This window comes from Paraburkholderia sp. BL18I3N2 (assembly GCF_003001875.1).
In the GTDB taxonomy this organism is placed as follows: domain Bacteria; phylum Pseudomonadota; class Gammaproteobacteria; order Burkholderiales; family Burkholderiaceae; genus Paraburkholderia; species Paraburkholderia phytofirmans.
Genome location: NZ_PVNC01000024.1, coordinates 62,751 through 88,652, shown reverse-complemented (window position 1 = coordinate 88,652; position 25,902 = coordinate 62,751). Strand labels below are relative to the sequence as shown.

Here is a 25,902-nt window from a genome sequence, read left to right as displayed (position 1 = left end):
GGGGCAGATGAAACCCGCTGGGATCCAGTTGACTGCTGCAGAGCAATTCTATTCGCTGGTCATCTAAGTCATCCTTATCATATCGGCACTTTCTCATCCTGCCATCCTTATCGCTACAAGGACTTCCCCGCTGAGCACAAGCTCAATCGCGCCTACGTGTTGTGACGTGCTGCATTGCCGTTGCGACGTGAAAAGGTGAAGGACTGCGATGCTACAAACGGTCATGTTGGGCATGATTGCCCGGACCCTGATGAAAGACGCGCACGGGGATCTCATTCGACATTCGGGAATGCAATCCCACGCGATAAGCCAGATATACCCCGTGCTTGCCCAACCCGCTTCACATCACCGCTGGCAGTGCAAAGTGATCTCTATTTGCTCATGATGGATGTTGTTGGTCGTCGAAGGTGTTGTGTTGCGATGTGTTCACGCGGCAGTCGGTTCGTACCTAAAATCATCGCCGTATTTCAGGCTCGCCCATGCCATCCTGGCATTCTTCGCCGCGATCGCGACGGACGCGCGTTAGGGCGCTCCACCAGGCTGCGCACCCACCGGCTGAACCGATCCTGTTTCTCGCCGAGATTGGCGATGACGGAGCGAGCACCCAGCACCAGCAGGCTGCGCAGATAGGCGTCGCCTGCCTTCGTGATACTGCCCAGTCGCTGTTTCCCGCCGCTGCTGTGCTGTCCCGGCGTCAGTCCGATCCACGCGGCCACCTGGCGACCGTTCCGGAAATCATGTCCGGCACCAAGGCTTGCAAGTAGTGCGCTCGCCGTGGTCGGGCCGATGCCGCGCAGCTGCATGAGTCGTTTGCTGCGCTCGTCTTCGCGCGCGATTTCGCCGATCGCCCGGTCATATTCGACCAGCCGGTCCTCAAGGAGGCTCGCGTGCTCGAGCAGATCGTTAACGCAACGTCTGGCCCAGCCAGGCAAGACCTCAAGATGGGCCGTTATTTCTCTTCGCAAGCGCACCGGACTTTGCGGCAGGACTACGCCGAACTCAGAGAGTAGGCCTCGTATGCGGTTGTAGATTGCTGTGCGCTCCTCGATGAAACCCTGCCGTGTTCGATGCAGGCACAGCGTGGCCTGCTGATGTTCGTCCTTCAGTGGCACAAAACGCATGCTCGGACGTGTGACCGCTTCGCAGATGGCCGCTGCATCGGCTGCATCGTTTTTTCCGCGCTTGCCTGACGTCCGGTACGGTGCCACGAGTTTCGGTGCCATCAGCTTTACCGTGTGGGCGTACTGCTGGAACATCCGCGCCCAGTGATGTGCACCCGAGCAGGCTTCCATGCCAATGAGACAAGGCGGTAACTGGGCAATCAGCGTGACCAGTTGATCGCGTGGAACACGCGGTTTGATTAATTTCGCCTTGCCGGCTTCATCCACTCCGTGAACCGCAAAGACGTTCTTGGCGAGATCAATTCCGACGGTGACAATGGACATGGACTTCCCCTCCTATGGTGTTGATGAAGGTTGAGACTTCATCATGGCACGTGGATGCCGATTCGCGGCTTCCGCCGCAGCCTCGGGACGGGGAAGTCCCTTCATTCGACAGAGCCGATAGTTGCGCAGGGTTTCGGCGCTCAAACATGATTGACCGCAATGCCCGACCACCGCCCGATACCGGAGACGTTGAAACACGTCGAGACCTGACGAGCGGCAAGGTCCTGCGATCCGACTCGCGGATTGAAGCGTAGCGTGACCGGTCGGCGTCGCCGCCCGCGTAGGTAAGCGGTAGCGACGAACCTCCGTGCGGAGAATCTTTCGTGTGCAGGGCATTCGCGTTGATCTCGCTGCGTTCTGCGAGGACGCGACCTGCAGCCAGTGCCGGGCGATAACGAATACTTCGGTCAAATACGCTGCCTCGGCGGTGCGGTCCACCCCTGCCGGTTCCTGCTGAGGCGCAGGCGGGTATCAAAGTCGAGCAGACGCTCGGTAACGCCGCTCGAGGACAATTGATCGGCCATAGTTGACGTTCGTGTGTCGCCGCCAGTGAGGCAGTTTTAGGTTACTTTTCTGCCGTCCGGACCAGACCGCTGCGATCGCGAGCGTCAGGTTTCACTGTCGGCGGATGCGTATTCTCGTAGAGGCGAATCCACTTTCTCGACGGCGGACGTTGGCAGAGGGGTCATTTACTATTACGGCATCTAAGAAAGCGCCTTCGTCATACGGATACGCGTCGCCTGATATCTAGCTTTCTCGTAAAGACGATGAGCACCCGTGTCGTGTCCAAGGTCGATGGGTAGCATACCCAACGCGCTCGCCCACGCTTCCGCTGCATGTAGGGCACATGTCGCGTAGCCCTTGTTGCGATACTTCGGCCGGACAAGAAGGTCATGGATGAACTCGCCATTCCCAAGCTCGGATGTTGCTAGTCCGGAGGCTCGCGCGCTGACGAGGCGCGATTAGGTTTTCGATTCCGTGTCCAAAAGCGCTTGTTGCTGTTTTCGCTCGACGAGCGGCACATAGCGATGCACCCAAACTAATACATACAGCAACGAAAGGCGCCACCGCAGGAACAGCGGTGCCTCAAATGCATGGCCAGCGAGTAGCGTGAGAATTGCCCGACGTATATTCAGGGGGTTGCGACCAGAAAGGAATAGGTCGCGAAATTCGTGATCATAGAACGCATTGACCAAGCCGAAAAAGATGCCTGTGACCTTTTCGACACGCGATATATACGCCTTACGCGCACTTGCGGCCGCCACTTGCCCGCGGACCAGAGAAGTGATCAGTTGTGCGGCGTGACGGGCACTCTCCATTCCCAGCGTGACTCCGGTTGAGAAGATCGGATCGAGGAAGGTCGCTGCGTCCCCGACCATAAAGTAACCGGATCCAGCCCAGGGCGCACAGGTATAAGTGAAATTGGCGATAACGTCGTTCTTCTCGGGGAACACCGCGTTGCGACAGCGCTCCGTCATCTGCGGACTGCGCTGGATAGCCCATTGCAACAACTTATTCGCGCTGACTCCGATCTTCGTAGAAACGTCACGGTCAAGGACGACTCCGACGCTGGTGCGTTTGGCATCAAGCGGTATGACCCAGAACCACCCGTCTTCGTGTATAACGCCAATTACCGAGCCGTCGTCAGGATAGGGCCTCCGCGAAACGCCTGAAGCGATCGCAAAATACGCAACCCGGTTCAAACCTTGGGTGATCTTGCGCGTCTTTAGATGCCGACCGAGTACAGTCGCCTGACCGCTGCAGTCGACCAACCACTTGCCGCGAAGTTCACCCGCAGTGCTTGTCACGACTACGTCGCCGTCTTCAAGACGATCGATTCTTTCGACCGATTCCCCGAATCGGATCTCGGCCCCGGCGTCTCTGGCGACGCGGCACAGCATCTCGTCGAATGGTGCCCGCTCGAGGTTGAAAGCCTCGAGCTCCCCGATTGGCCAAGCCTCCTTGAAGCGAGCGATGAAACCTTCGACCTCGTGGCCAAGAAGAAACTCCGCGCCAAACTTACGGATGTGTGGCAGCCTGCGCAGCTCGCCTTCAAGACCGAGTTCGCGGATTATCTGGAGAGCACGAGGCATAAACGACTCTCCGATACGGTGCCGCGGGTGATGGCCCTTTTCCAAGACCACCACGTTAAGCCCGGCTCGGGCCATCTCCAGCGAGACAACCGAGCCGGTCGGACCCGCACCGATTACGATAGCATCGTAGACATGTCTCAACGGAGCCTCCGCGGATAGAAGCTACTGAAAAGTGCCTGGCCTGCATCGGGAAGGAACATCTGCATATAACAGTTGCCGAACGATCCGACGTCTAGATCATGGTAGAAGCGATGCGGAAGCGAGCCGCCGCAGTCGCCTTCAACCTGCTGCTCACAGCCGACACCCTCCCACGAAAAAACGCCGTGATATAGGCCTGACGGATGAGCGGAGACGTATTGTCCGGTAACGTACTCGTACTTGTAGATTGGATTTGGGCTCGGATTTCGGAATTCAAGAATAGTTCCGTCTTCATCCCAGACTTCCAGGTCACCAGGGCCGCGGAGTGAGCGCGAAAGCCCAGGCAAATAAATTCCATTGAGCCTTTGTAGCCGATCCTCATGTGCAAGGAAGGTCGGGCAATTAGATGCGATTGTAATGTCATAGACGGAAATTCGCGGCACTGCCATCTCCAGCGACAGGTCCGGATCAACAACGATAGAGAGTGTCAGTTCGATGGTCTCTGCCAGTCCGCCGATCTGCGTGGCATCGAACTTCATGTAGCCGATGTTGATTAATGAGACGCCGTGCCGCGGTTCTTTCGAGCACAGGTAGGTCGGCAGATAATTGCGAACTCGCGCCGTATCGATTTCGAATATGTAATTGACGTGTTCGTCGATCACGTATTCCGCCGTCAGACTCATACCGGCAAGGCTGATATTGGTGCTCATCGGGCGTTCCCGCGTGTGAATTCGAAGTGTTCAGCCGCCTCGCGAATAATTCGCGCCACTCGGCGTAGTTGTTCGCCGGTGTGCTCCGATGTTACGAACAGGCGAACACGCGCCTCACCCTTTGGGACGGCCGGAAACTGCATGATGCTGCTGTCTAGCCCTCGGCGCTGGAGGAAATCGTTTAGGACGAACGTCAATTCGCCGTGGCGATAGAAAACCGGCACGATCCAACTCTCGGTATCGCCTATATCGACATAGGGACAAAGGAGCTCGCGCAGTAGCTTCGCATTTTCATGGATGCGCTTGCGCCGCGCGGTCCCATCGTCCGAACGGGCCAATTCGAGAACCTTGATCATTCCGCCCGTGACGGCCGGGTCGAGTGCACAGGAGAACATGCGGTCCTTCGCATACCAGTTGACGTAGCGGGCCAACTCGCGACGGGCGATCAGCGCCCCGCCAATGCCGCCAAAACCCTTGCTGAAGGTGATGACGATGAGATCGACTTCGTTGAGTACCTCTTCTGCCTCGCAAACGCCGCGGCCTCGCTGGCCGGCGACAAGAATTGAATGTGCCTCGTCCACCATAACTGCTGCGCCATGACGCTTGCAAACGGCAACAATTTCACGGAGGCGGCCGAAGTCTCCATCGGCGCTGAACAATCCCTCGGTGCAGACCAACTTTCTTACACGCTCTGGGGCGATGCTTGTGAGTACCGCGTTGAGGTTTTCGGGATCGTTGTGGCGAAAGTAGAGGATCCGAGCCTTAGACAGCTGCGCCCCTTCCTGGATCGACATGTGCGCCGATCGATCGAGAATGACATAGTGTCCTTGCTTGATAAAGGCGGGGATAGTTCCCATATTGGCGCCGTAACCGGACGAAAAAATCGACACCCCATGGTCGACAAGCCCATAGAAATCAAGCAAGGACTGTTCGAGTTCGCGGTGGAGTGCAAGGGTACCGCTGAGGATGGGCGAGCTTGCCGCGCCGATGCCGTACCGATCTAGGGCCGCCTTCGCCGCTTCGATCACCGCGGGGTGCATCGAGTACCCTAGATAGTTGTAGCTGCCGCAGTTGAGCAGGCGCAGCCGCAGACCATTCGTGCGTTCTACCTCGACCTCGGGCGTCTGACCTCCGAGCCTGGGGACCTCAAATGAATAGGCGTCGTCGGCCTGGATGTCGTCGAGCCAGCTCGAAAACCGCCGCGACTCGGCGTGCTCAATGCTCGTGCTGGTAGCGGCCAAATCGTAAGTGAGGCGCGCATACTCAGGCAAGGCAGTGAGGTCGAATCCGTTTGCCGTAGGCTGAGTACTGACCTTGGCCTGTTTGCGAAGCTTCTCACGCACGCGTCGACGTTTCTCGTCGATCGAAAGGCTCCCGAGGTCATCGGTCATGCATCACCTCCCGCGGCGAGCAATCTGTCTAGCTCAGCCTCCGACATCGTGTCGACATTTAAGTTTGGCTCATCGCTCGGGGGGGAGGCGCCAACGATGGCTTGTGATCCATCCGCGGAGAGCGACGCGAGCACGTGTCCGGCCAACGTCGACACGGTCAATTCCCGCATAATTAGGGGTAGAATGGATAGATCCACACCAAGCTCTCTCCGGAGATTGAGGGTTAGCTCAACCCCCATCAGTGAATCAACTCCCATATTGTCTAGGCTCATGTTAACGTCAATGAGCTCACAGTCTTGATGCGTGACGCGTCCCAACTGGTCACGGATCCGCGACTGCACACGCGCGAGGCGCTCTTCATTGTTCAGCGAACGCAACTCCTTAATGGCTGGATGCTCCGCAGTTGAGCCCCGGCCAGCTGCAACGACTTTGCTGAAGCGTGGTGAGCTGGCTACGTGGACGGATGAATCAGCCCAGCGCTCCCAGTTCATCTGGGCCACACCGACCTGCACTGCGTCGTGTCGGAGCAGGGTGCCGAGAACCTCAACGCAATTGGCGGAATTTATTGTAAGGACGCCAATTCTATCGAGGTAGGCAGCGGTAGCTTGACTGCGGGCCACAAGCCCGACGTCCCCGATCGCCCCCCAGTTGACCGTGAGTGCCGGGAGACCAAGTGCACGCCGGTGCCAAGCTAGGGCGTCGAGGAACCCATTGGCAGCTATATAAGACGCTTGGCCAGCGTTGCCGATGTACGTGGCGATCGAGGAGAACATTACAAACGCCTCGACTGCGGTACTCTTACTCGCCTCGTGCAGGTTCCATGCGCCGCGCGCCTTCGGGCCCATCACGGCGGCGAGCCGATTTGGGTCAAGAGACTCAATCGGACCGTCATCCAAAATAGTCGCCGCGTGAACGATTCCCTGCAATGGCTGAGAGCACGCAGAAAATCGGGCCAGCAACGCGTCCACCGCCGTCCGATCGGCTATGTCGAGTGCGAGTGCCTCTACGACGGCGCCTCCCGCGCGCATGCGTTCAATAGCGACATGTGCTTCGGGCCGACTCGCGCCGCTGCGTCCGATGAGCACCAGCGCCCGACAACCTTGTTCCACTAACCATTCGGCGGTCTTCAGGCCGAATCCACCGAGGCCTCCCGTGACTAACCAAGTCCGGTTTGGGTCGATAACGACACCGTGGTCGCACAAAACTGGCGTCTCACCCGACTCAAGGTCGATACTGATTTTCCCGATGTGGCGCGCGCGCGCCATTGTCCGAAATGCCTCTTGTATCTCGCTCGCGGCGAAACCTTCTGTCGTAACAGGGCCGAACTTGCCACCGGCGATCATCGCGATGACCTCGTTTATCAGTTTACGGAACAGGGCCGGTCGTTCGCGACCCATTCGATCAGTGTCGATGGCCACGTACATCAGACTGCGTTCGAAGTCCGCAAGACCCAGTGTGTTACCTATGCCGATGTCCTTCTTGCCGATCTCAAGGAAGCGGCCATACGGTGCCAAAAGCCCGAGACTCTGCCGCGCGGCTTCGCCAGACAGCGAATTGAGGACTACGTCGACGCCGCTACCGCCGGTAATAGCACGGACACCTTTCACGAACTCTAGACTGCGAGAATCAAGCACGTGCTCGACGCCCAGAGTGCGCAGGAACTCCCGCTTGGCGTCGGAGCCGGCCGTGGCTATTATCTTGGCACCGAGCGAACGGGCGATCTGTATGCCTGCCTGCCCAACACCACCCGAGGCCGAGTGGATTAGCACGGTCTCACCTTGTTGCACATGGGCGAGATAGTGCATCGCGTAATAAGGCGTAACATACGCGATCAGTGAGGGTGCCGCGGCGAAGCTAAGAGATGCCGGCTTGTGCGCCATGTAGCAAGTCGAAACAGTGCGGTAGGTGCGGAAACAGCCTCCAGTATCAATCACGATGACTTGATCGCCGGGCTTGTAATCGTCCACTCCCTCGCCGACAGCGACGACTGTGCCAGCGCATTCCATACCGATGTGATTGCCGATGAATGTTTTCTCGACATAACTTGCTGAAAGCATGTTGAGTGCTTTCAGCAAGTCCTTGAAATTAAGGGACGCGGAGTGAACCCTGATTTCAACTTGGCCCTGTTCCGGCGGGTGTCGACTATCGGGGATCCAGTGCAAGCTGTCGATCACACCGGGCGTGCCGAGCTTAAGCCGCAGCGGCATGTTGAGCGAAGTAGTGGTGGGTTTTGCCGGCTTAGGTCGCCAGCGGTCGAGGCGCGGGACATAACGGGTCGCGGCGCGCAGGGCGACCTCCTCCTCGTCAACTTCGCGTGTTTCAGCAAGCAACCGGTTGGCATCCAATTTGTGCTCGTCGACATCGATGAGCTTGACGCGAAGTTCCGGTCGCTCGGTCATTGCCACGCGCCCGAGCGCCCACAGCGCGCCGGCCGCAGGTTCAACCAATTGAGAGCCAACCGGGACAGCACCTCGGGTGACGATGACAAGTCGCGGCGGCATGGCCAATCCGGACGAAGCGACTTCTCGTACGAGCTGAAGGAGCGCGTTGCACGCCAATTCGCCGGTGGGGTCGCCCGCAACATCGAGATCAAAAGCGCGGAGGTCGACTACACCTGTCCATGAGGTGGAATCACACAGGCGTGCACTGGCCTCTCCCTCTGCCACCACGGCGAGACTGAGTCCAGCAAGGTCGCGGGCAGCGGCGCTGAGGCTCGCTGCGAGGTTGGGGCGCCCTGAGATCAGTAGCCACTGCTCGTCCGTCGGCGGCGATGACTCCCGAGTGGCGACTTGCTCCCAACTCCAGGCGTAGAGCGGCGCGCTCGTTTCAGTGTCTTGCTGCTCCGTCGCGAGCTGCTGAAACCTAACGCCCTCAACCTCTGCCACAGCCGCGCCTTCGCTGTCGACAAGTCGGATATCGCACAGGAGGCTTGAAGTGTGCCGCTGCATCACCTTCACTTGGGCGAATATTGTCGCGCGGGTGGGCGCGTGCTGCCTTACCGCTCGGATGTGCACCGGCACGTATGTGCCCACCGGAGCTTCTCCGGACGAGATCGCGAGCGCCGCATGAAACGCGGCATCAAGCAGCGCTGGGTGTAGCGGATATTGCCCGCTATCGGGATCGTCACAGTAAAGCTCAACAAGAGCCTCGTCGACACCGGCTCGGATGGAGCGGATGCACTGGAAACGCGGGCCGTATTGCAGACCCAGAATTGCAAGCTGGCGGTACAGTGCAGTGACGTCCACGTCAACCGCACAGCGCGCACGAATGGCTGCTACGTCTAAGGGCGTGCCAGCGGCGAACCGACCTTCCGGAAGTCTCCCGGTGGCATGCATCTGCCACCTCGCGTCCTCTTCCGGTGCCAGCGCATTCAACGTGATGTAACCGTCGCGCGGATCGAGCTCGATCCGCAACTCCGTTTGCGATTGAGGATAGAGCGCGCGGTGGAAGGTCAGATCCTCGACCGAATTACCGCGCTCGCATTGGTCCGCGGCTGCGAGCGCCGCTACCGCATATCCTGCGCCTGGAAAGATCGTCACGCCCAAGACTTTGTGATCGGGCAGCCATGGCAAGAAGCGTTCGTTCAGTGTAGTCTTCCAGACTGGCTGCGGCCCCGCCAGCCGTTGGTGGAGTAGCGGGTGAAACTCTTCGACCAATCGATCAGCTCGGGATTCGGGTGTCTCGCGCCACAGGGTCTGCCGTTGAAACGGGTAGCGAGGTGCGCGAAGTTCCGGAGCGTGGTGTGGATACATCTGCCGCCAGTCAAGCGCGACACCAGCGCAGTAGCAGTCACCGACGCCCGCCAAGAGGGTCGGTAACTCTTCGCTGCCGCGCCGCTGGCTCGGCCACGCGTGTGCTCCTGGAACGCTGCGGATGATCGACCCTGTCAATGCCGCATGGGGTCCAACTTCAAGGAACGCCGTGCAGCCGTCCCGTCGCAACTGCTCGAGCGCGTCAGTAAGCAGCACTGGCTCGCGGACGTTTCGCCACCAGTACTCCGCGGTGAGTTCCCCGCCATAAACCCGCCTGCCGGTAACGGTTGAATAAAGGGGCGAGCACGGTGGGGCGGCCCGGAGTCCGCTCAGCGCCGCCATGAACCGCTCGTGCATCGGCTCCATCTGTCGCGTGTGGTATGCAACGCCGACCTGTATCATCTGCGCCCTGACGGAGTTCTCGTCCGCCCACGCGGAGATGCGGCGAAGTTGCTCCGCGGCGCCGCCTAGCGTAACCGACTCCTCGTCGTTAAAAGCGGCAATCTCGACATCGGGCGCAAGCTCGAGGATCTTTTGACGCGCCGTCGCGGCCTGGAGAGCTATGAACAACATCGTCCCGCGCCCCAAATGCTCTTGCTGTAGACGCGAGCGGTGATAGATCAGTGTGAAGGCGTCATCGAGAGTAAATACTCCCGCCGCCCACGCAGCGCCGATTTCTCCTACGCTGTGCCCGACGATTGCGTCGGCTTCCATCCCAAGGGAGCGGAGGACCGTCGTTACACCCACCTGCAGTGCGAGATTGGCGGGCTGCGCATGTCGAGGCTCAAGCATCGGATCGCCAAAGGTTGCTGACAACTCTATAGCAGGATTGAACATCGCCTGCAGTTCGTCAACGCCGCCGGTACGACGCCACGCCGCGTCACAGGCTACAATCGCCTCGCGGAATACCGAAGAGTCGCGGAATAGGCCCCGGCCCATTCCCCACCACTGCGCGCCCATTCCTGCGAATACCCAGACCAGCCGTGCGCTTCCAACGACTTGACCAACGCGAAGCGCGGGGTCGCGACCACCCTTGGGGAGCCGACGAAGTTGTTCAACGAAGTGATCGCGGTTACGTGCAATGACGACTACGCGATGATCGTGATGGGGGCGCCTCACCCCAAGGGCATGGCCGAAAGCCGCTAGATCCACGTCGGGACTGCTAATGACTTGCTGAGCTAAAGCCAATGCGAACTCGTCCCGGGCGCCGTTGGCGCGCGCCGATAGTGGCAGCAGCCACGGCCCCACGCCTGAGTTCACCCGTTTCGCCTCGATTGCCGGGGCACGCTCGAGGATCATGTGGGCGTTGGTGCCTCCATAGCCGAATGAGTTTATCGCTGCAAATCGGCCAAGAATCGGGGAAAGTTTTTCAAGTCGGTTCGGTACGCGTAAGCCGAGCGCGGAAAAATCTATTTTCGCGTTTGAGTTTACCAAGTGCAAATGAGGCGGGACCTGCTGATGCGCGAGGCATAGGGCAGCTTTCATCATCCCGGCGACGCCGGCGCCCGCTTCTAAATGACCGATAATTGTCTTTACGGATCCAACCCATACAGGCTCGTCACGTTTACGCTGGCCAATCGCGTGGCCGATTGCGTTGGCCTCTATAGGATCGCCAACCTGTGTGCCCGTCCCGTGCGCCTCGACATACCCAATTTCTCCTGGATCGATTCCGGCGTAAGCGCAGACCTCGCCGATCAAATTTTCCTGGGCAGTGCCGTTCGGCACTGTTATGCCCGGGGTCCTGCCATCTTGATTTATGCCGCTCCCGCGGACGAGTGCTATGATGCGGTCCCCGGCAGCTAGCGCAACCGAAAGCGGTCGCACGACCACCACCCCGGCACCTTCGCCCCTCGCGTAGCCACTGGCAGCAGAGTCGAAGGCCCGACAACGGGCGTCGCGAGCTAAGAATCCGCCCTTGGCTTCGATGATCGTCGATTCCGGCCTCAACATGATATTCACACCGGCAATCACGGCGATGTCGCACTCGCCATCCCATAGCGATCGGCACCCGAGATGCGCGGCGACGAGCGACGACGAACACGCGGTGTCGACAGTGAAGGATGGGCCCTGTAGATCGAAGACGTGCGAGATGCGATTGGACAGCATTACCATAGAGGCGCTGGCCGCCGAGTTGGAGGAGATCGAGTCGCGACTGAGTACACCCATCTGTTGGAGTGCGTTGTCAAAACAGAACGCTCCGACGTAGACACCCATACGCCGCCGCTGCGCTTCCTCGAGCGCCAGACCGGCGTGCTCGAAAGCATCCCAAGTTGTCTCAAGTAGGAGTCGTTGTTGCGGATCCATCACCGCTGCCTCGCGTGGCGATATACCAAAAAACGCCGCGTCGAAGTCCCAGATCGACTCCCGCAGGAAGCCGCCTTGGCGGGTGCACATACGCCCTGGCGAAGCGGGATCCGGGTCATAGAACTTACGGATATCCCAACGATCGGTGGGGACGTCGCAGATCGCGTCGATTCCATCGCAGAGCATTTGCCAAAACGCTTCGGGGCCGTCTGAACCGCCCGGAAAACGGCAGCCCAGACCGACGATAGCCAGAGGTTCAGGATTTCTCGACATCGGCGCTCCGCTCGAGGTTGGCAATGGCGTCAGCGATCTGCTCCGATTGACGAGCAATGGCCCGCAGGACGCCTTCGGGAGAAACTAGATACCCTGCAAAGTAAAGCCCGGGTGCGTCGAGCGCTTCCGCTGCAGCCGAGAGCCGCGGCAGGCCTCGCTCGTCGAGCGCGAGCGCCGGACCGAGCAGCTCGGAAAGCCCGGGACGGAAACCGGTTGCTGCGATCACGACGTCCGGCTCGATTGCGGGGCCGTGCGCGACTTTAACCACATCCCCGTCGATCGACGTCACCGCCGCCACCGCCTCAACCTGCCCCTCAGCCATCGCCGCGATCAAGCCGACGTCGACTACCGGCGCAGTCTGATCTCGCGTGATCTGCGTGAACAGTCCACGCGACGGCCGCGGGAGTCCTAGCCAGGTTAAGTCGCCGAAGCAAATTCGCTGCAGACAACGGACCAGAACGTCCAACCCCGAAGCGGGCATTATTCCAAGAAGCACGCTCGCGACCTGGACGGGCACTCCAAAAAGCGAGCGCGGGAGAATGTTGGACCGGTCGCGCACAGCAATACGCACCCGCGAAGCACCGCCGAACGCGAGATCGGCTGCGATTTCGGCGCCCGAGTTACCTGCGCCGACCACTAGAACATCGAGTCCGCGAAATGCCGCAGGATCGCGGTATTCGCTGGAGTGCATTACGACGCCGCGAAAGCGACCCTGCTGCGCCCATTCCGGCAGGTAAGGCGTGCGGTTAAGACCCGTGGCCAAAATGACTCGATCGGCATGCCACGACCCCTGATCGGTGTCGACGCGCCAGATCTTTCCTTCTCGATGAACACCAGATACCGTCGTCTCTGCGACGATGTGGAGCCCGTGGTGCCGCGCGTAACGTTGAAGGTATCTAGCAAAGTCGTTTGCTGCAACCCACTGGCCCCAAGCTCGTGGAATAGGTAATCCCGCAAGCCCGGACAGCGCTCGCGTCGTATGCAAACGCAACCGATGGTAGTGGCTTCGCCAGCACTGGCCGACATTGGTTGCTCGCTCGAAGATTACAGTCTCAACGCCGCGCTGTGCAAGAGCCGCCCCATTCGCCAGTCCTGCGGGCCCCGCTCCCACGATCGCGACTCGGAGGCGTCTAGATCGCGGTAGCGGCTGGAGAGCAAGCCGCCGTGGCGACGCGTCCCGAAGCGGGACTGCGAAGCGCTCGATCAGTCGAGCGACCTCGCTCGCATCTTGCTCTGCGAGTACCCAATGGCCACGTCCCTCAAGCACGCAAAGTTCAGCGGGCACCCTATAGGCCCGCTGATTGGCCTCGACGATGGCGATTGGGGTAAGACGATCCACGGAGCCCGCCACAAGTAGTAATGGCGCACGCTCGAGCGCGCGAAGCGATACGTCGGGGAGTCCCGTTACATATGACATGCTCAATCGGGACAAGACACGGCCGGACTCGGAGATAACGGATCGTTCGAAGGATGCTTGCTGTTCGTTCGCTGACAACTGCGCGACGAAGTCCTTCTGCCACCCCGCGTAGTCCATTCGATAGGTTCTCAGCCGCGCAAATCGGTGCCCAAAGATCCGCGTCCCTGTGGGTACGACAAGCCCGCGCAGTGACCGGATACCGCGGGGCGGTATCGGACAGAGCGCGATTGCGCCACATCCCAAGTCGCGATCCAGCAGTATCTGAGCGATAAGTCCGCCGACGGAGTGCCCTATCAGAAGAGGAGGCTCATCGCATTCACGAACGTGCCGTGCATAGTGCTCGACAATGTCGTCTATCCCGAGCGTGGCGAGCCGCGGGTCGGGTTCCGTGCGGAGTAACCCGACTTCACTGTCCTTGTACGGCCAGTCAGGTGTGATGCAGGCAATGCCCCTAGCCTTAAGCGTGTTTATAAGGTGTTCCCAACAACGAGAGTTCACCCACTCTCCATGAATCAACACCGCTACGCGACGACAAGTCATGGGATCCTCATACACCCAAAGCGTCGCGCTCTTGTTAGATCACGCCTCGAGCTTGATCTGAAACATTTCGGGGACTGGTAGATCGCTGACATGACTGGAGAGGCCACCACGAAGTGATTTCTGAATTTCGCTATTATCCCACGCGACTGCATCCGCTTCGGTGTCCCAAATACTTATAGTCATTACCCGATTCGTCTTGTGATCTCCGAGTACATAGATGTGACGGAATCCCGCCGCCTGTTTCATCGCAGGAATGATACTTTGCAACCAGAAAAGGGTACCTGATTCAATCCTACCAGGTTCGACCGTCGTCATCGCAACTCTCGCCACTCCCTGAGTGTCAGCGCTCATCGTGATCTCCTTTTTGATTCGCGTAAGATATTCAAAACTCTCGGTGCCCGATTGCCACCATTTCCTTGTCCAAAAACCGGACCGATAACGCCATGGCCCAGTTAACGCACTATGCCCGCTAGACAACACCTTCGCGACGCGGTGACGACTTGTCTCTCGCAAACGGTCGGTGCAGGCCGGCCGCCGCGAGGTCCGGACATGCGAGGTACATAGCGCAACGCCGCTACGAACACAGCGCAGAAACGGCTTCCGAACCGGAAAAAACAAATGCCGCGTCTTTTCTTATTCGCGGTTGATTCCTTCTTTTCCCTCCCTCAAGCCGCCTGGCGGGCGACCGGCAAATATACTATTTATAGGCGGTGCTCGACTCAAAACCAAGAAAAGCCCTATTTTTAGTCTCGACGAATTCCATGAGATTCGTGTGCTGCCGCACATTCTTCAACCGGATCGTATGTCAGTCGCGCGGCGCGAGCGGCCAAAAGGGACATTTCATGCTGTGCATGGCTAGCATTGGCGATTTACTCGGCTGCGCGCCTTTCAGGTACAACCGCTTTCTTCAACGGCGCCGTCCAGAGATAAAACGGCAAGAGATATGTCTGCGTGCCGGCCTTCGCGACACGTACGTCCGCGCAAACCTGTTCGAGTTCTGCTGATCGGAACTGTACCGCCCAGTCCTATCGGTGGCGGCTGCCGGGTATGTGAGCGGGTGACGCCAGATATCCTGTTAGCGTAATTGATGGAGAGTAATTAGGACTTACGCAAATTGAATTCGAACGGTCGGATTTTTGAGCTGCTGACGGTGGAATTCGTCGAGCATCTGGTGTTTGACCTGATAGAGGGTGCGGCAGGTTTGCCTGGCAATCTCAGCGAGACGAATCCACACCAGTACGACGCAGGCAATGTGATTGCGCTGGATACGCGCTTTGAGGCATTGGCAGCGCTCGATCCCGGTCAGTTGTTAGGCCTCGCGATGAAACTGCTCGATCTTCCAGCGTAGGCCGCACGCGTCTTGTGTGGCCTGAGAAGAATCCTGAGTGAGGCCGTTGGTGACGACCCAGTCCGTGCGGTGTGTCGACACCTCAACCCGGAACAGCTTCACTTTGTGATGTTTGGGAAAGCCTTTGATCATGATGGTTTTGCCGTGCGCGAGAGAGTCCGCATCCCACTCCAGTGAATCAACGCGCCGGTACGGCGATTTCGCACCGAAGTCGTCCACCTGCCGATTGGCGCGCAGCGGGCAATAGTAGATCTTCTCCAGCGACTCGATGAACAGCATCAGATCGCGCGTGGCATACCAGGTATCCATCAGAATACGCCGGAACGGCAGGCGTGTATGATGAACCAGGTTAATCAGCATGTCGCGCACGTGATCCAGCTTGGTTTTGCCGTCGCCGTCCGGATCGTAGAGGCGATAGTCGATGATCCAATGCTCCTGCGTCAACGGATTCACGTACACGCAGTTCACCATGCCGATGCCCTTGATCAGACCGTGAGCATTGCCGCTGTATTAACGTCGGACCAACTCGATTTTGTGGGAGAAATCCTTATTGATGATCGTGTCGTCGAACGCGATGCAACCTTCCTTGTGAGCCGCGATCTGTTCACGCACGTTGTCCCATACGAGACGCGGCGTCATCTTCTCGTTACGCAAAAACCGGTTGATGGCATCTTGGCTCATCTCTTCAACATGGTCGGCGAAGTTCGTCAGCGCGTGGTTCATCGGACTCACCAGCAGGTACTGGCAGTAATCTAGGCGGGTCGGGCGTTTCGGCATGCCCTCGACATTACGAACTTTGGCTTCGCGATGGTTTACGTGGCTTCGTAATAATTCGTTTCCGCGCTCAGGCGTGGCTTTTCGCGTAAGTCCTAGTAATTTCTTACGTATACCAAAGCGCTTACGGTTGGGTGGGTGTTGATAGCGGTAACGCCCTGTAACGGCCGTCGCACCAGCGCAAACTCGTATGACTGGATTGATCGCTTGTTGTCCTCCAAACGGGAGCAAAACTGCCGTTCGAACTAGTCGCGCGTCCGACGTCAGCAAAGCCGACCATAGCCGCCGTTGACCGACGGTCGCGTCAGCGGCGGCTATGGCCGAGTTGCGCGCGTAGCGCGTCCGTCAGGTTCCGGAGCATTGCGGCCGCTTTAGGGTAGCCCGTCGGAAATGTGTCACCGCTTCGCCAGGAAATGGAGAACTTTCGTTCGACGCCGCCGGCCAACCGTTTGCTCTTGTCGAGGAACCCCTCGATGGGTCGCGAGAAGACGGCAATACCGGTTTCCGGTTCGCAATGAAGCGCGCCAGCACGCACCGCCGGTTGTCGAGTTTCGTGGCTGAGCAAACAGTCGGCGCATTCCCCGCGGCCATATCGAAGCCGCGGGGCCGCACTCTTCTCCTCACTACCCCGATCACGCCTGTTCTTTCGTGACGCGTGAAAGAATACGCCTATTCTGAAACCCGCCGTTACGCAATCTGACGGGCAAAACAGCCTCTATTCGTGAAGACAGGACGAAGCTTGCAACGGGGGCATCCTCATGGGGCAGTATGGAGCCAAGGCGATCCTCTCAACGAACGGCGAACTCCGGCAAACAATTGCCTTTTGACGGGTTGCGGACGGCGTCCCCAGTCTGGATCGTCGACGTGCCTCGTCGTCGGCTGACGCCCGAACGTACCGCGGCATGGTGCAGAATTCGGTGATAGGTCATTGCGCCACAGCCCCAACCGCACTCATGGTGGCGCGCAGCTGCGTGACACTCAGTTCGATGCGGGTCGTCTGGTTTGACGCCCCGTTCAGAACAGTGATGCCTGACGCGGATCACGGGCGGGCGGTCGCGAAGCGTTAGCCGCCTTGCGACTGCGCGCGGACCCGCGCCGCTGGGCGACACGGCGCAAATGCGCGATCAGGGACACGGTCTGCATGCCCGCCGTGAGCGTAAGTGCAAAGTGTCCGATGTCTCCCGGCGCACCCGGGCGACAGGCGCGCAGCGACGGCCGCAGTGAAAGGCGTCGCGCGCGGGCGATTAACTGGCTGCGGCGCATACCGGGCCAGCAATCCGCGACGAACTGGCGGACGGTGGCGGGCAGTGACTCGGGGGCGACGTCGCCGGGCAGCGCCAGGGCAACGAGTTCAAATGCATCAGCCATCGTGTAACACTCTCCTTCTCCAACGTCGTGCGAAACAGGCCGGCGAACATTTCTGCCTATGGCCTCGCGAAGCCGTATCTGCCATCCGGTTCGGATCTTGCCACAAGTCGCGATATGAATAGCGCCGCTATCTATGCCTGATCATCCACTACAGTCTGCGCCACCGCCTTGATGTTGCAGGAGGCGTCAATGCCTGCAAACGCTTCGTGACCCTGTGCACGACTAAGCACCGCGCTGGATCACAGCAAAAAGATCGAAGCTTTATTCAAAATCATCATCTCGCCAGGACGTGGCGACGGTGGCAGCCCTCCATCCGGTGAACACATGCCACGGGATGCTCGAACTCTGAAAGTTGCAATCCACAAAAGGTGAGCTAGAATCAGGTGCATTCTTCACCAAAGGATCGCTCACCATGCAAATGCAAAGTTGGGTAGGAACAATCGAGCGCGAATGGCATCAGTTGCGCCGCGCCGACCCCACCCTCGACGTCGAAAAGTTTTCCCGTCACGTCATTGCAGCAAACAAGACTGGCTTCCTGTCAGCCGAGTCGATCGCCGCCATCGCAAATGCGCTTCTCACCAGCACGCTCAGTCGCGCGCCGGACCTGGGCCGCCGGCTACTGGAGCGCATCGGCACAAACCGGCATCCGGCCTGGCGAATGGCAATGGCCATTTCTCTCGTCACACCAACGGGAGGCGAGGCGGACCTTGAGAAGGGTAATGTGATTTTCGAAGATGTGATGAAGGATGAGACCGCGGACGGTCATCTTCGCGGCATGGCTGCCGCCGCGCTGGCCGATAGCGCCCGACTCGGGCGGGGCATGCAGGCCGACGTGAGCCACGCGCTCTCGCTTTACGAGCAGGCCATCAAACTGGGGCACAAGGCCTCAGCTCACAATCTCGGGCTGTTCTGGGAGGGCGCGTGGGGTGCAGAAGACCGGAGCGGTATGCCGGACCGCACGAAGGCTATACAAAGTTATCGACGCGGTGGAGATGACATGCGTTGCCAACGCCGTCTGGCAGCGCTGCGGTGAAGCAGTCCCACCGCCTGCGAGACGAGCCGGAGGACGAGGTTAAGAGGTGAAACCGCTTTGAGATGGCCGCACCTATGCGCCCGCAGGCAAACTGGTGCCGCGTCTGCCGGCGCCCGGACTGAAGCGTTCAGATCCATACCTAGTCAGAACCTCACGCTCCGCCGGGCGCCTTCGTGATGACACAGGCACTGTCACTATCGGCGGCCTCTCCCTTGGGACTTGCGTCAGGGATTGGCGACATCCGGCACTCCACAGACTTTCCCGTCAATGGATACGCCGACATTACGGAGAAGAGTCTCCTCCTGATGCGAGGGCGCGCATGGTTTGAACGCAGGTCTGCGCGAAATGAAAGGGGACGGGATCTCGGCGTCAATCGGCGAGCAGGCTTTCCCGATCGATACCAGCGATACGATTCAGCGAGGCGCGTGTGAGCTTCCCTGGCGCGTCGGATGGCGGCGGGCAAATGCGTCACCGACGGTATGAGCGCAAATATGCCTGGCAATTCGAACCATTCGAGCCTGAAGAACCAGCTGGGCTTTTGCGCGGCTTGCTGTGCAACTGACCCATCCCCTGACCGCGGACGGATCAACCGTCGGTGGGAGCCTTTGCGCTGAATGTGAGAGAGCCGACGAATCAATCTTCCATCGCCTCCCTGATATGCGACGGTTTCCGGTGACCGGCGGAAGGCAGACGATGCGATGCCTCACAGGTCGGGCGCAATCAGACTGAGACTGGAAGATCGGGACGTGGGCGCAGTGTCGTGTTGTGGCCCGGCTCCCGCGTATATTTTCGCGGCAGACCGTCGTTGACGCGCCAAATGCCAGCATCGCCTCATTTATAATTCAAAAGTCAGCACGCCAATCATCGCAGGAGCCCTACTTTATGAGTCAACCCCGCGGACGATATGCGGGATCCCGGGACAGCGGCCAGCGCCAGCCTCGTCACCCAAAAAAATCTCCGTCCACCCGGCCGAGACAACCATACGTCAATGCACCTGCCCGGGACCCTGCCCAGACGGCCTCCATTTTCAAGACACGGTCGTTCCAGTTTCTGGTCGATACGGTGGGCGCAGAGAATATCGCCCTGGGACTGGGATCGAACATGGCGCGGGTGGCCGAACTCACGAAGGGCGAGAGATTCACGCCCGAGACCGCCTTTCACATGGAAACCACGCTTGGGTTGCCTCACGGCTTTTTTGACCAGCCCAATCCAGCGCTTGCGCCCGAAACCATCGCCCGCCTGAAATCACCGCTCGACTTCATTCAAACCGACGACGAACCGGAAGCAGTGTCGGAAACACCTGAACCGGATTTCGCCCTGAGCGGCGACCAGCAATCCGATCCTGAAACCAGTTTGTCCGAGGAAGCGCAAATGCCGAAGAAAGCAACGGGCGGGTCGCCCAAGGCCGTCAGGGACAGTCGAAGCCGGATGGCCGAACCGTCTGCCCCTCATGCACCAAAAAAAAGCTTGCCCTCGAAACAGCGGATATCGGCTGCAACAACCCAACAGCGACCCCTGGCACTAGACGACAGCGAAGAGCTGGAAAACATTCGACGCACCAACCTCCATGTTCTTACGGGTCGCATCGGATCGAAAGCAAGACTGGGTGTAGTCATGGCGATGAGCGGATCCAACATGGCCCATCGGCTATATGGCAAGAAACGACTGGACAGTGTCGAAGCAAACCGTTTCACGGAGCGACTTTGTTTGCCCGCTGGCTGGCTGGACACGCCGCGCTCCGAAGCCGAAATTCCGGAGTCGGTGTCGCGTTTGCTCACGCCCGCTTCGCGCGGCCGTGCCTCCGTTGAACAGAACGAGCCGCACGCGGCCGCGACGACGGATGGCGTGCCAGCGAAGCATGCCGATGCGAAGGCGCGCACGGGGCGCGCACGAGCGGGCGTCCGGATCGGGCCGGAAAGCGCCTCACCTGTTTCGCCCGGGATCACAGCAGAGAAACAACCGGTAGCGGTCAGCCAGCAGGATCATGACAGCGACGCTCCGGGGGTGCTTGTGGGGCGCCCAGCAGAAGAAGGTAATGGCGACGCGCCGGCAGCTACACTGGCAAGCCTTGAGTCGCTTCCAGCCGCTGAAACCCCGCAGCAATCCCCCATCCCGCTCCCTGCTTCCGTGACCAGCCTTGAGAATCTTCAGGGTATCGCGCCGATCGCGGAAGCATTGATCAAGACGCTGGCAGGTAAGGCGCGCACGGGTCGACTGGACGAACTGAAGGCGCTGCAGCTTTTGCAGCAGGCAGTGCTCCTGTGAGTCGGCGGTAGCGTGCTACGACAGATTCTGCAATGACGCGTGAAGCGCATCGGGATAGCCTGGCCCCGGTGCGCGAGGAATCGCCCTGTTCCTGAACGACGGTGGACCGTAGCTCAATGGTCGAGAAATTGCCTGAGCTTGTCGACCCGACCCGGGAGCATCCGTTTTCAGACCACCTGCTTTCGATCTGCCGGATCCGTCCGCGTGCCAGGTCGAGCTTTGTGCCCTGCTCCTCGAACGTATGGTCGGGCGCTGTTTTGAGCGCGGAACGCGTCCGGAGCACCTGCGCTTACGCGGCAAGTGTGCATCGAGCGCCTCATCGACCGCGACAAGGTTAGAAAACATGCTCACCGCACTCCGAGATGAAGACGGCCATCAACGATCAGGTATCCTTACTTTACACCTACAGTCTTTTCGCACTGTCCCGACAAAGGTTGCTATGAAAATTGCTCCGGATCTGCGTCTGGAACAGGCGAGCTGGCAGTGCCGGCGAGGAATTGCCGGAGGCGGCGTTCTGCGCTGATTATTTTGTGGAGGGGTGCGGTGGCGAGTTGCGCATCGCGCAAAGCCAGCAGGCTCTCAAAAATGGGAACGGCGTCTTTAGCGAGCACCCACTCGTTTGCTGCATGGGCCAGTTCCAGGGCGGCCTCCACGGCATGTTCCGCAGTCTTGAAGCGTCGGACCGGTTCGTTTCCGTAACCGTCCTCCTGGAGAAACCATGCGAGGTACACGGTTCGCATCAGTTCATTAAACAGGTGTCCGTTGCCATGACCGTCGCGGCAGGCAACAAGCGCAAGATGGGAGGTCAACGATTGCTCCCGAACCGACGCCTGGTCCATCGGCAATAACATCGCTTTCGTGAGATGTTTTCGTGGTCGCGGAACACCTGGCCCGCCTCGCCTTGAACTCATGTCGTCTGAAAATGTATGTGTGACAGTGCGACTATTCTAACGAGGTCTTCTCCGCGATCGGCGATTCTGGCGTCGCGAGTCTCTCGCCTTCCGTCTTCTCTCCGCGATAGTCCGTGCTACCCGAGCAGACCTTATCCGGGGGACGACGCTGGCGTAATGTGGTGAGTTACAAATTCATTGAATTATTTTCGCCGCGCAATAAAGTGCTATGTGTGGCACGGACACGAGGACGGGTGATGAGCGGAAGCGGACGGCCCAAACGGGAAGGCGCTGACGTTGCGAGCGCGTATCGTGCTGGCCTGTGCTGAAGGGATGGAAAACAAGACGGTCGCGGCGAAACTGCAACTTACCCTGCATACTGTCTCTAAACGTCGCGCGCGAATTGTCGCTGACCGTGTGGACGGACTGTTTCACGCGCCACACCCCGGTGCACCCAGGACAATGGAAACATGCATGTCGGCGCGGCTATTGCGGTGGCTCAACCAGGTCGAACGGTGGTTCGCTACGCTTACCGAAAGGTGTCTTCGTCGCGGCACGCCTGGTTCGACGCGCCGGCTCGAAGATGCAATCCGGCAATACCTTGACGTCTACAACGCCAAACCCCAACCCTTCATCAGAGCGCGTGCCGACGGGATCCTGGCTAGTCTCGAGCGGTTTTGTGTGCGGGTTCAGAAGGCCGCAGGATGAATGTCATGAATATCGATACCGACGCAATCGACGAAGTCGCCTTGGCACTTCTCTACTTGACGCTGCACGATCAGTACCGCGCCTGGAAGGGCTTCGACTGGGAGGTGCTGAATCGCCTTTACGAAAAGGGCCTCATCTGCGACCCGGTCAACAAGACGAAGTCGGTGGTCTTTACCGAGGAAGGGTTATGTGAGTCCGAGCGCCTATTCAGGCAGCATTTCGTTATCCCGGACCGCACGAACGGCCGATGTTACGCACTTCTAAGTAATCACAGTAGCGACGCTTGCGCGCACGATCGCTGTGCACGTAGATGTACAGCCGCTCGTAGAAACCGCGCGGCTCGCGCTGGGCAGTGACTTCAACATCGCATGGTTGATGCCGGGTGAGTCCCTCGTTTCGATTCTGTGGAAGTTCGCATGCGCCAACGCGCTGCCTGGGGATGTGCTCCTCCGTATGATGAGCCCCGATGTTGATCCGCGTGACGGCGTCGCACCACGGCCGGACGCTATCGATATTGCGCTCCTGCGCCACCTGGCGAGGCTACCCAGAAAGGTATTGGATGCATCGTTGATCGATTCGACTGTGCATGAGCGGTATCACACGGTCTTCCGGTATTGCAGGCAGTCGTAGGACGTAATAAATCTGTCACCGGCCCTCCCCAGCAACCGGGGGCAAGAACGCGCGCATGTTGACACTTTTATTGCCCTTTGAATCGGCATGAAAGTGTCAACTCACGTATGTCCGTATTAAATTTGCCAACTCGCCTCCTACACTTCAGATCCCGTCGGTAGGAGGCCGATCTCATGGCGGATACCCTTCACGCGACCGGGCCGGTCGCGCTTGGTCGTCCACGCGGCGCACACCGATTCGAAGCATTCAGCCCCAAGCTCGCGCGCCGGGTCATGTTCTACCGTCGTGCGTTGCTTGAACAATGGTTATTGTTCGAGGCAAACCCGAAGGTGATCACCTTCTGCGAGCGACCTGGCTACGTGCTGATCAACGAAGACCGTCATCTCGCTGATTTCTGGGTGCGCTACGTTGATCGCGAGGAGTTGGTTGTACTAAGCGAACTGCTTTGGGGATCCGATTTGGACGCATCACACGCTAAGGTTGACGCTGGCACCGCAGAAGTCAGGCTGGTCGCATCGGCTGAACTCGCTGCGGCCCGTGCGTGGACGGACAACTGGCAGCGCATCCTCCCATACCTCGTTGCGAACCGGGGCGTTGTTCCGGCAACGTTACCGCCGGTCATCGTGCAATTCGTGGAGGAGCCACGCCGACTGCTCGATATTGAGCGCGAGTTCGTGACGAGCGACCCGGTGATCGTTCGCGCTGCCTTGTTCGGCCTGCTGCACAGCGGTCACGTCACCGCGTCGGCACTTCAGACGCAACCACTGTCACTGCTCACTTCCTTCGTAGCGTTGGAGGCGTCATCATGAGTCGCCGCAAGCCGGAGTTGCAGACGATTGATGTCAACGCCTGGCCCGCTGTCGCCCATACCGAGCTTGACGAACCGGTCCGCCGCAAGTTCGAGGCGCGGCGGCAAGCCATACTGCGCTACATCGCCGGCGAGCCGATCAGGGCCATCGAAGTTTCGACTCACTTCAATCGGCGGCAGTTGTACCGCTGGCTTGAGCGCGCCCAGACAGTTCACCCTGACGGCCGCCCCTTCGGCTTCCGCGCGCTCATCCACTACGTGCGCATCGCGGAATATGCGCGAGTGCGTGATGTGCAGGTGCGCGGCGAGTGTGGCAGCCGCGGGGCAGCTGGCGCGCTCGCCCAGCTTCTCGAACGCTACCCGACGTTGACAGGGTGGCTGCTGCTTCAGGTAAAGCAACGCAAGGTGTGGCTCGAGCAGGTCCATACCGACGGGCACCTGCGCACGCGTCTGCGCGGCCTGCAGTCTCTACACGACAATTTCCTGCGGCAATGCCGGTCAGTCGGGTTGACGGCGGCCGACTACCCGCTGAACACGGCCGACCATGCGATCCGCTCGCTTTCGCGACGGGTGAAGGCGGAGCTGCTGCGAAGCTTCGGGGCCGCTGCACACTCCGCCGGCGCCACGCATCTCAAAGGCCTGCCGCGTGTTGACGACTCCGGTCCACCCGCAGCGGTCCGACCATATCAGGTCGTCGAGTTCGACGGTCACCGGCTGGACGTACGCCTCAAGGTGGTGGTACGTGATCCGCTGGGTTTCGCGCATGAATTCGAGATGGAAAGAGTCTGGCTGCTGGTGATCATCGACATTTGCACGCGTGCCGTGATTGGGTATCACATAGCATTAGCCACAGAATACAGCCGCTACGACGTCATCAAGACTATCGAGAATGCATTGACGCCTCACTGCCCGCGAACGTTCACAATACCAGGCCTCACCTATGGACCGCAGGACGGCTTTCCGTCAGGGAAGATGCCTGAACTGGGCTACGTGACCTGGGAGTGGATCAGGCTCGACAACGCGAAGGCCAACCTCGCCGACGAAACGATGACGGCGTTGTGCGAATTCGTCGGCTGCCTCGCTGATGCCGGACCGAAACACTGCCCGGACGAGCGGCCCTATATTGAACGCTTTTTCGGCACGATTGCCAGTCGGCTGTCTTCACGGTTGCCGGGATACACGGGTTCTCATATACGCGACCTTCGCCGGGCGCTGTCGGATCCCAAAGGCGATCTGCGTCTCTACGCCTCCCTTGATGAACTGGCGGAACTCGTTGAGTACGCCATCTCGAGCTACAACGGCACACCGCACCGCGGACTCAACAACGCGACTCCGCTTGAAGCGATGGAGTACCTCGTGCGCGGCCGCGAAATGATGCTCGTCTGGCTGGCCGAACACCAGCGCAGGACGCTCTGCCTGATGCAGTCGGCACGGCAGTGCCGCGTGCGGGCCTACCTTCAACAGGGCGTGCGCCCGCACATCAACCTGTATGGCGTGCGCTACACCAACAGTGTTCTTGCAACGAGTGCGCACCTCATCGGTCAGCATCTGCTGATCTACATGAACGCCGACGACCTGCGCTCCGTGCGCGCTTTCCTCTCCGACGGCATGGAGCTCGGTGTACTCGAGGTGCAAGGCGCGTGGCGTGTGGTGCCGCACAACCTCAAGCTGCGTCAGCAGATTCTCAAACAATCGGGCAGTCGGCGACGCAACGCCAGCCTCGGCCTCAACCCGATTGAAGCCTACGTCGACGAGAAGATGAGACAGGCGAAGAAGACCCGCAAGGCTGCGACGGAACTCGCTCATGCGGCGCAATTGCTCAGATCGGCACCGACTGTGCGTACTCCCGTCGGTCCGCCCCGCCCGCCCGGGACAGATTCCGTCATCTCGGACACAGCGCCAGGGATGGATACGCAAGCGACCACGGTCAACGATTTTAAGCAATGCACCCTGGTTCGCCCGCGAAAGCTTTCGATCGGTACTGGTCAGGTCTTTTAACTCCGCTGTTCTAGCTG

General features: G+C 59.5%; 15 protein-coding genes and 3 pseudogenes. 6 read left to right on the top strand and 12 right to left on the bottom strand.

Annotation, left to right across the window (positions count from 1 at the left end):
• Positions 1 to 426 precede the first annotated feature (426 nt).
• The 11 genes and pseudogenes from B0G75_RS35550 to B0G75_RS35495 all read right to left on the bottom strand — a co-directional run bounded on the left by B0G75_RS35550 (position 427) and on the right by B0G75_RS35495 (position 17,553).
• Positions 427 to 1,445 (bottom strand): annotated as a pseudogene (locus tag B0G75_RS35550) (IS110 family transposase).
• Between the two features lie 704 nt (positions 1,446 to 2,149).
• Positions 2,150 to 2,344 (bottom strand): GNAT family N-acetyltransferase, encoded by a 195-nt coding sequence (locus tag B0G75_RS42110; protein WP_106286380.1) that lies wholly within the window; start codon positions 2,342 to 2,344, stop codon positions 2,150 to 2,152.
• A gap of 63 nt (positions 2,345 to 2,407) precedes the next feature.
• Positions 2,408 to 3,679 carry an NAD(P)/FAD-dependent oxidoreductase gene (locus B0G75_RS35535; RefSeq protein WP_106286381.1) on the bottom strand — a complete coding sequence of 424 codons (1,272 nt, stop codon included), beginning with the start codon at positions 3,677 to 3,679 and terminating at the stop codon, positions 2,408 to 2,410.
• Complete coding sequence (locus B0G75_RS35530; RefSeq protein ID WP_106286382.1) at positions 3,676 to 4,386, bottom strand: hypothetical protein; 711 nt, start codon at positions 4,384 to 4,386, stop codon at positions 3,676 to 3,678. The genes B0G75_RS35535 and B0G75_RS35530 overlap by 4 nt, the downstream gene beginning before the upstream one ends.
• A complete protein-coding gene (locus B0G75_RS35525) occupies positions 4,383 to 5,777 on the bottom strand; it encodes an aminotransferase class I/II-fold pyridoxal phosphate-dependent enzyme (RefSeq protein WP_106286383.1) in 1,395 nt (464 codons plus the stop codon). The genes B0G75_RS35530 and B0G75_RS35525 overlap by 4 nt, the downstream gene beginning before the upstream one ends.
• Positions 5,774 to 12,106, bottom strand: a complete 6,333-nt coding sequence (locus B0G75_RS35520) for a type I polyketide synthase (RefSeq protein ID WP_106286384.1) — start codon at positions 12,104 to 12,106, stop codon at positions 5,774 to 5,776. Before B0G75_RS35520 ends, B0G75_RS35525 begins: the two co-directional genes overlap by 4 nt.
• Positions 12,090 to 14,063, bottom strand: a complete 1,974-nt coding sequence (locus B0G75_RS35515) for an alpha/beta fold hydrolase (RefSeq protein ID WP_106286385.1) — start codon at positions 14,061 to 14,063, stop codon at positions 12,090 to 12,092. The genes B0G75_RS35520 and B0G75_RS35515 overlap by 17 nt, the downstream gene beginning before the upstream one ends.
• Positions 14,064 to 14,102: 39 nt before the next feature.
• Positions 14,103 to 14,414, bottom strand: a complete 312-nt coding sequence (locus tag B0G75_RS35510; protein WP_106286386.1) for an antibiotic biosynthesis monooxygenase — start codon at positions 14,412 to 14,414, stop codon at positions 14,103 to 14,105.
• Between the two features lie 754 nt (positions 14,415 to 15,168).
• A pseudogene (locus B0G75_RS35505) lies at positions 15,169 to 16,188 on the bottom strand (transposase).
• A 301-nt stretch (positions 16,189 to 16,489) separates the two neighbouring features.
• Positions 16,490 to 16,750, bottom strand: coding sequence for a hypothetical protein (locus tag B0G75_RS35500; RefSeq protein WP_146142579.1), 261 nt, complete (start codon positions 16,748 to 16,750; stop codon positions 16,490 to 16,492).
• 449 nt (positions 16,751 to 17,199) lie between these two features.
• Positions 17,200 to 17,553: a hypothetical protein gene (locus B0G75_RS35495; RefSeq protein WP_106286379.1), complete on the bottom strand. Its 354-nt coding sequence runs from the start codon at positions 17,551 to 17,553 to the stop codon at positions 17,200 to 17,202.
• 412 nt (positions 17,554 to 17,965) lie between these two features.
• Here B0G75_RS35495 and B0G75_RS35490 point away from each other — a divergent pair, with 412 nt between their 5' ends.
• Together B0G75_RS35490 and B0G75_RS35485 are read left to right on the top strand one after the other, a co-directional pair.
• Positions 17,966 to 18,586: a hypothetical protein gene (locus B0G75_RS35490; protein ID WP_106286378.1), complete on the top strand. Its 621-nt coding sequence runs from the start codon at positions 17,966 to 17,968 to the stop codon at positions 18,584 to 18,586.
• 882 nt (positions 18,587 to 19,468) lie between these two features.
• Positions 19,469 to 20,851, top strand: coding sequence for a hypothetical protein (locus tag B0G75_RS35485; protein ID WP_106286377.1), 1,383 nt, complete (start codon positions 19,469 to 19,471; stop codon positions 20,849 to 20,851).
• A 437-nt stretch (positions 20,852 to 21,288) separates the two neighbouring features.
• On the opposite strand, the gene B0G75_RS35480 is transcribed toward B0G75_RS35485, so the two are convergent.
• Complete coding sequence (locus tag B0G75_RS35480; RefSeq protein WP_258194175.1) at positions 21,289 to 21,660, bottom strand: hypothetical protein; 372 nt, start codon at positions 21,658 to 21,660, stop codon at positions 21,289 to 21,291.
• A gap of 378 nt (positions 21,661 to 22,038) precedes the next feature.
• On the opposite strand from B0G75_RS35480, the gene B0G75_RS35475 reads away from it, so the two are divergent.
• From B0G75_RS35475 to B0G75_RS35455, 4 genes and pseudogenes are all read left to right on the top strand, one after another.
• Positions 22,039 to 22,449 carry a helix-turn-helix domain-containing protein gene (locus B0G75_RS35475; RefSeq protein WP_374956942.1) on the top strand — a complete coding sequence of 137 codons (411 nt, stop codon included), beginning with the start codon at positions 22,039 to 22,041 and terminating at the stop codon, positions 22,447 to 22,449.
• Positions 22,450 to 22,454: 5 nt separating this feature from the next.
• Positions 22,455 to 22,685: pseudogene (locus B0G75_RS41655) on the top strand (DUF6429 family protein); the annotation flags it as partial.
• Positions 22,686 to 23,252: 567 nt separating this feature from the next.
• Positions 23,253 to 23,888: a hypothetical protein gene (locus B0G75_RS35460; protein ID WP_106286375.1), complete on the top strand. Its 636-nt coding sequence runs from the start codon at positions 23,253 to 23,255 to the stop codon at positions 23,886 to 23,888.
• The gene (locus B0G75_RS35455; protein ID WP_106314422.1) at positions 23,885 to 25,885 is read left to right on the top strand and encodes an integrase; all 2,001 of its coding nucleotides are present in this window, start codon (positions 23,885 to 23,887) and stop codon (positions 25,883 to 25,885) included. Before B0G75_RS35460 ends, B0G75_RS35455 begins: the two co-directional genes overlap by 4 nt.
• Positions 25,886 to 25,902 lie beyond the last annotated feature (17 nt).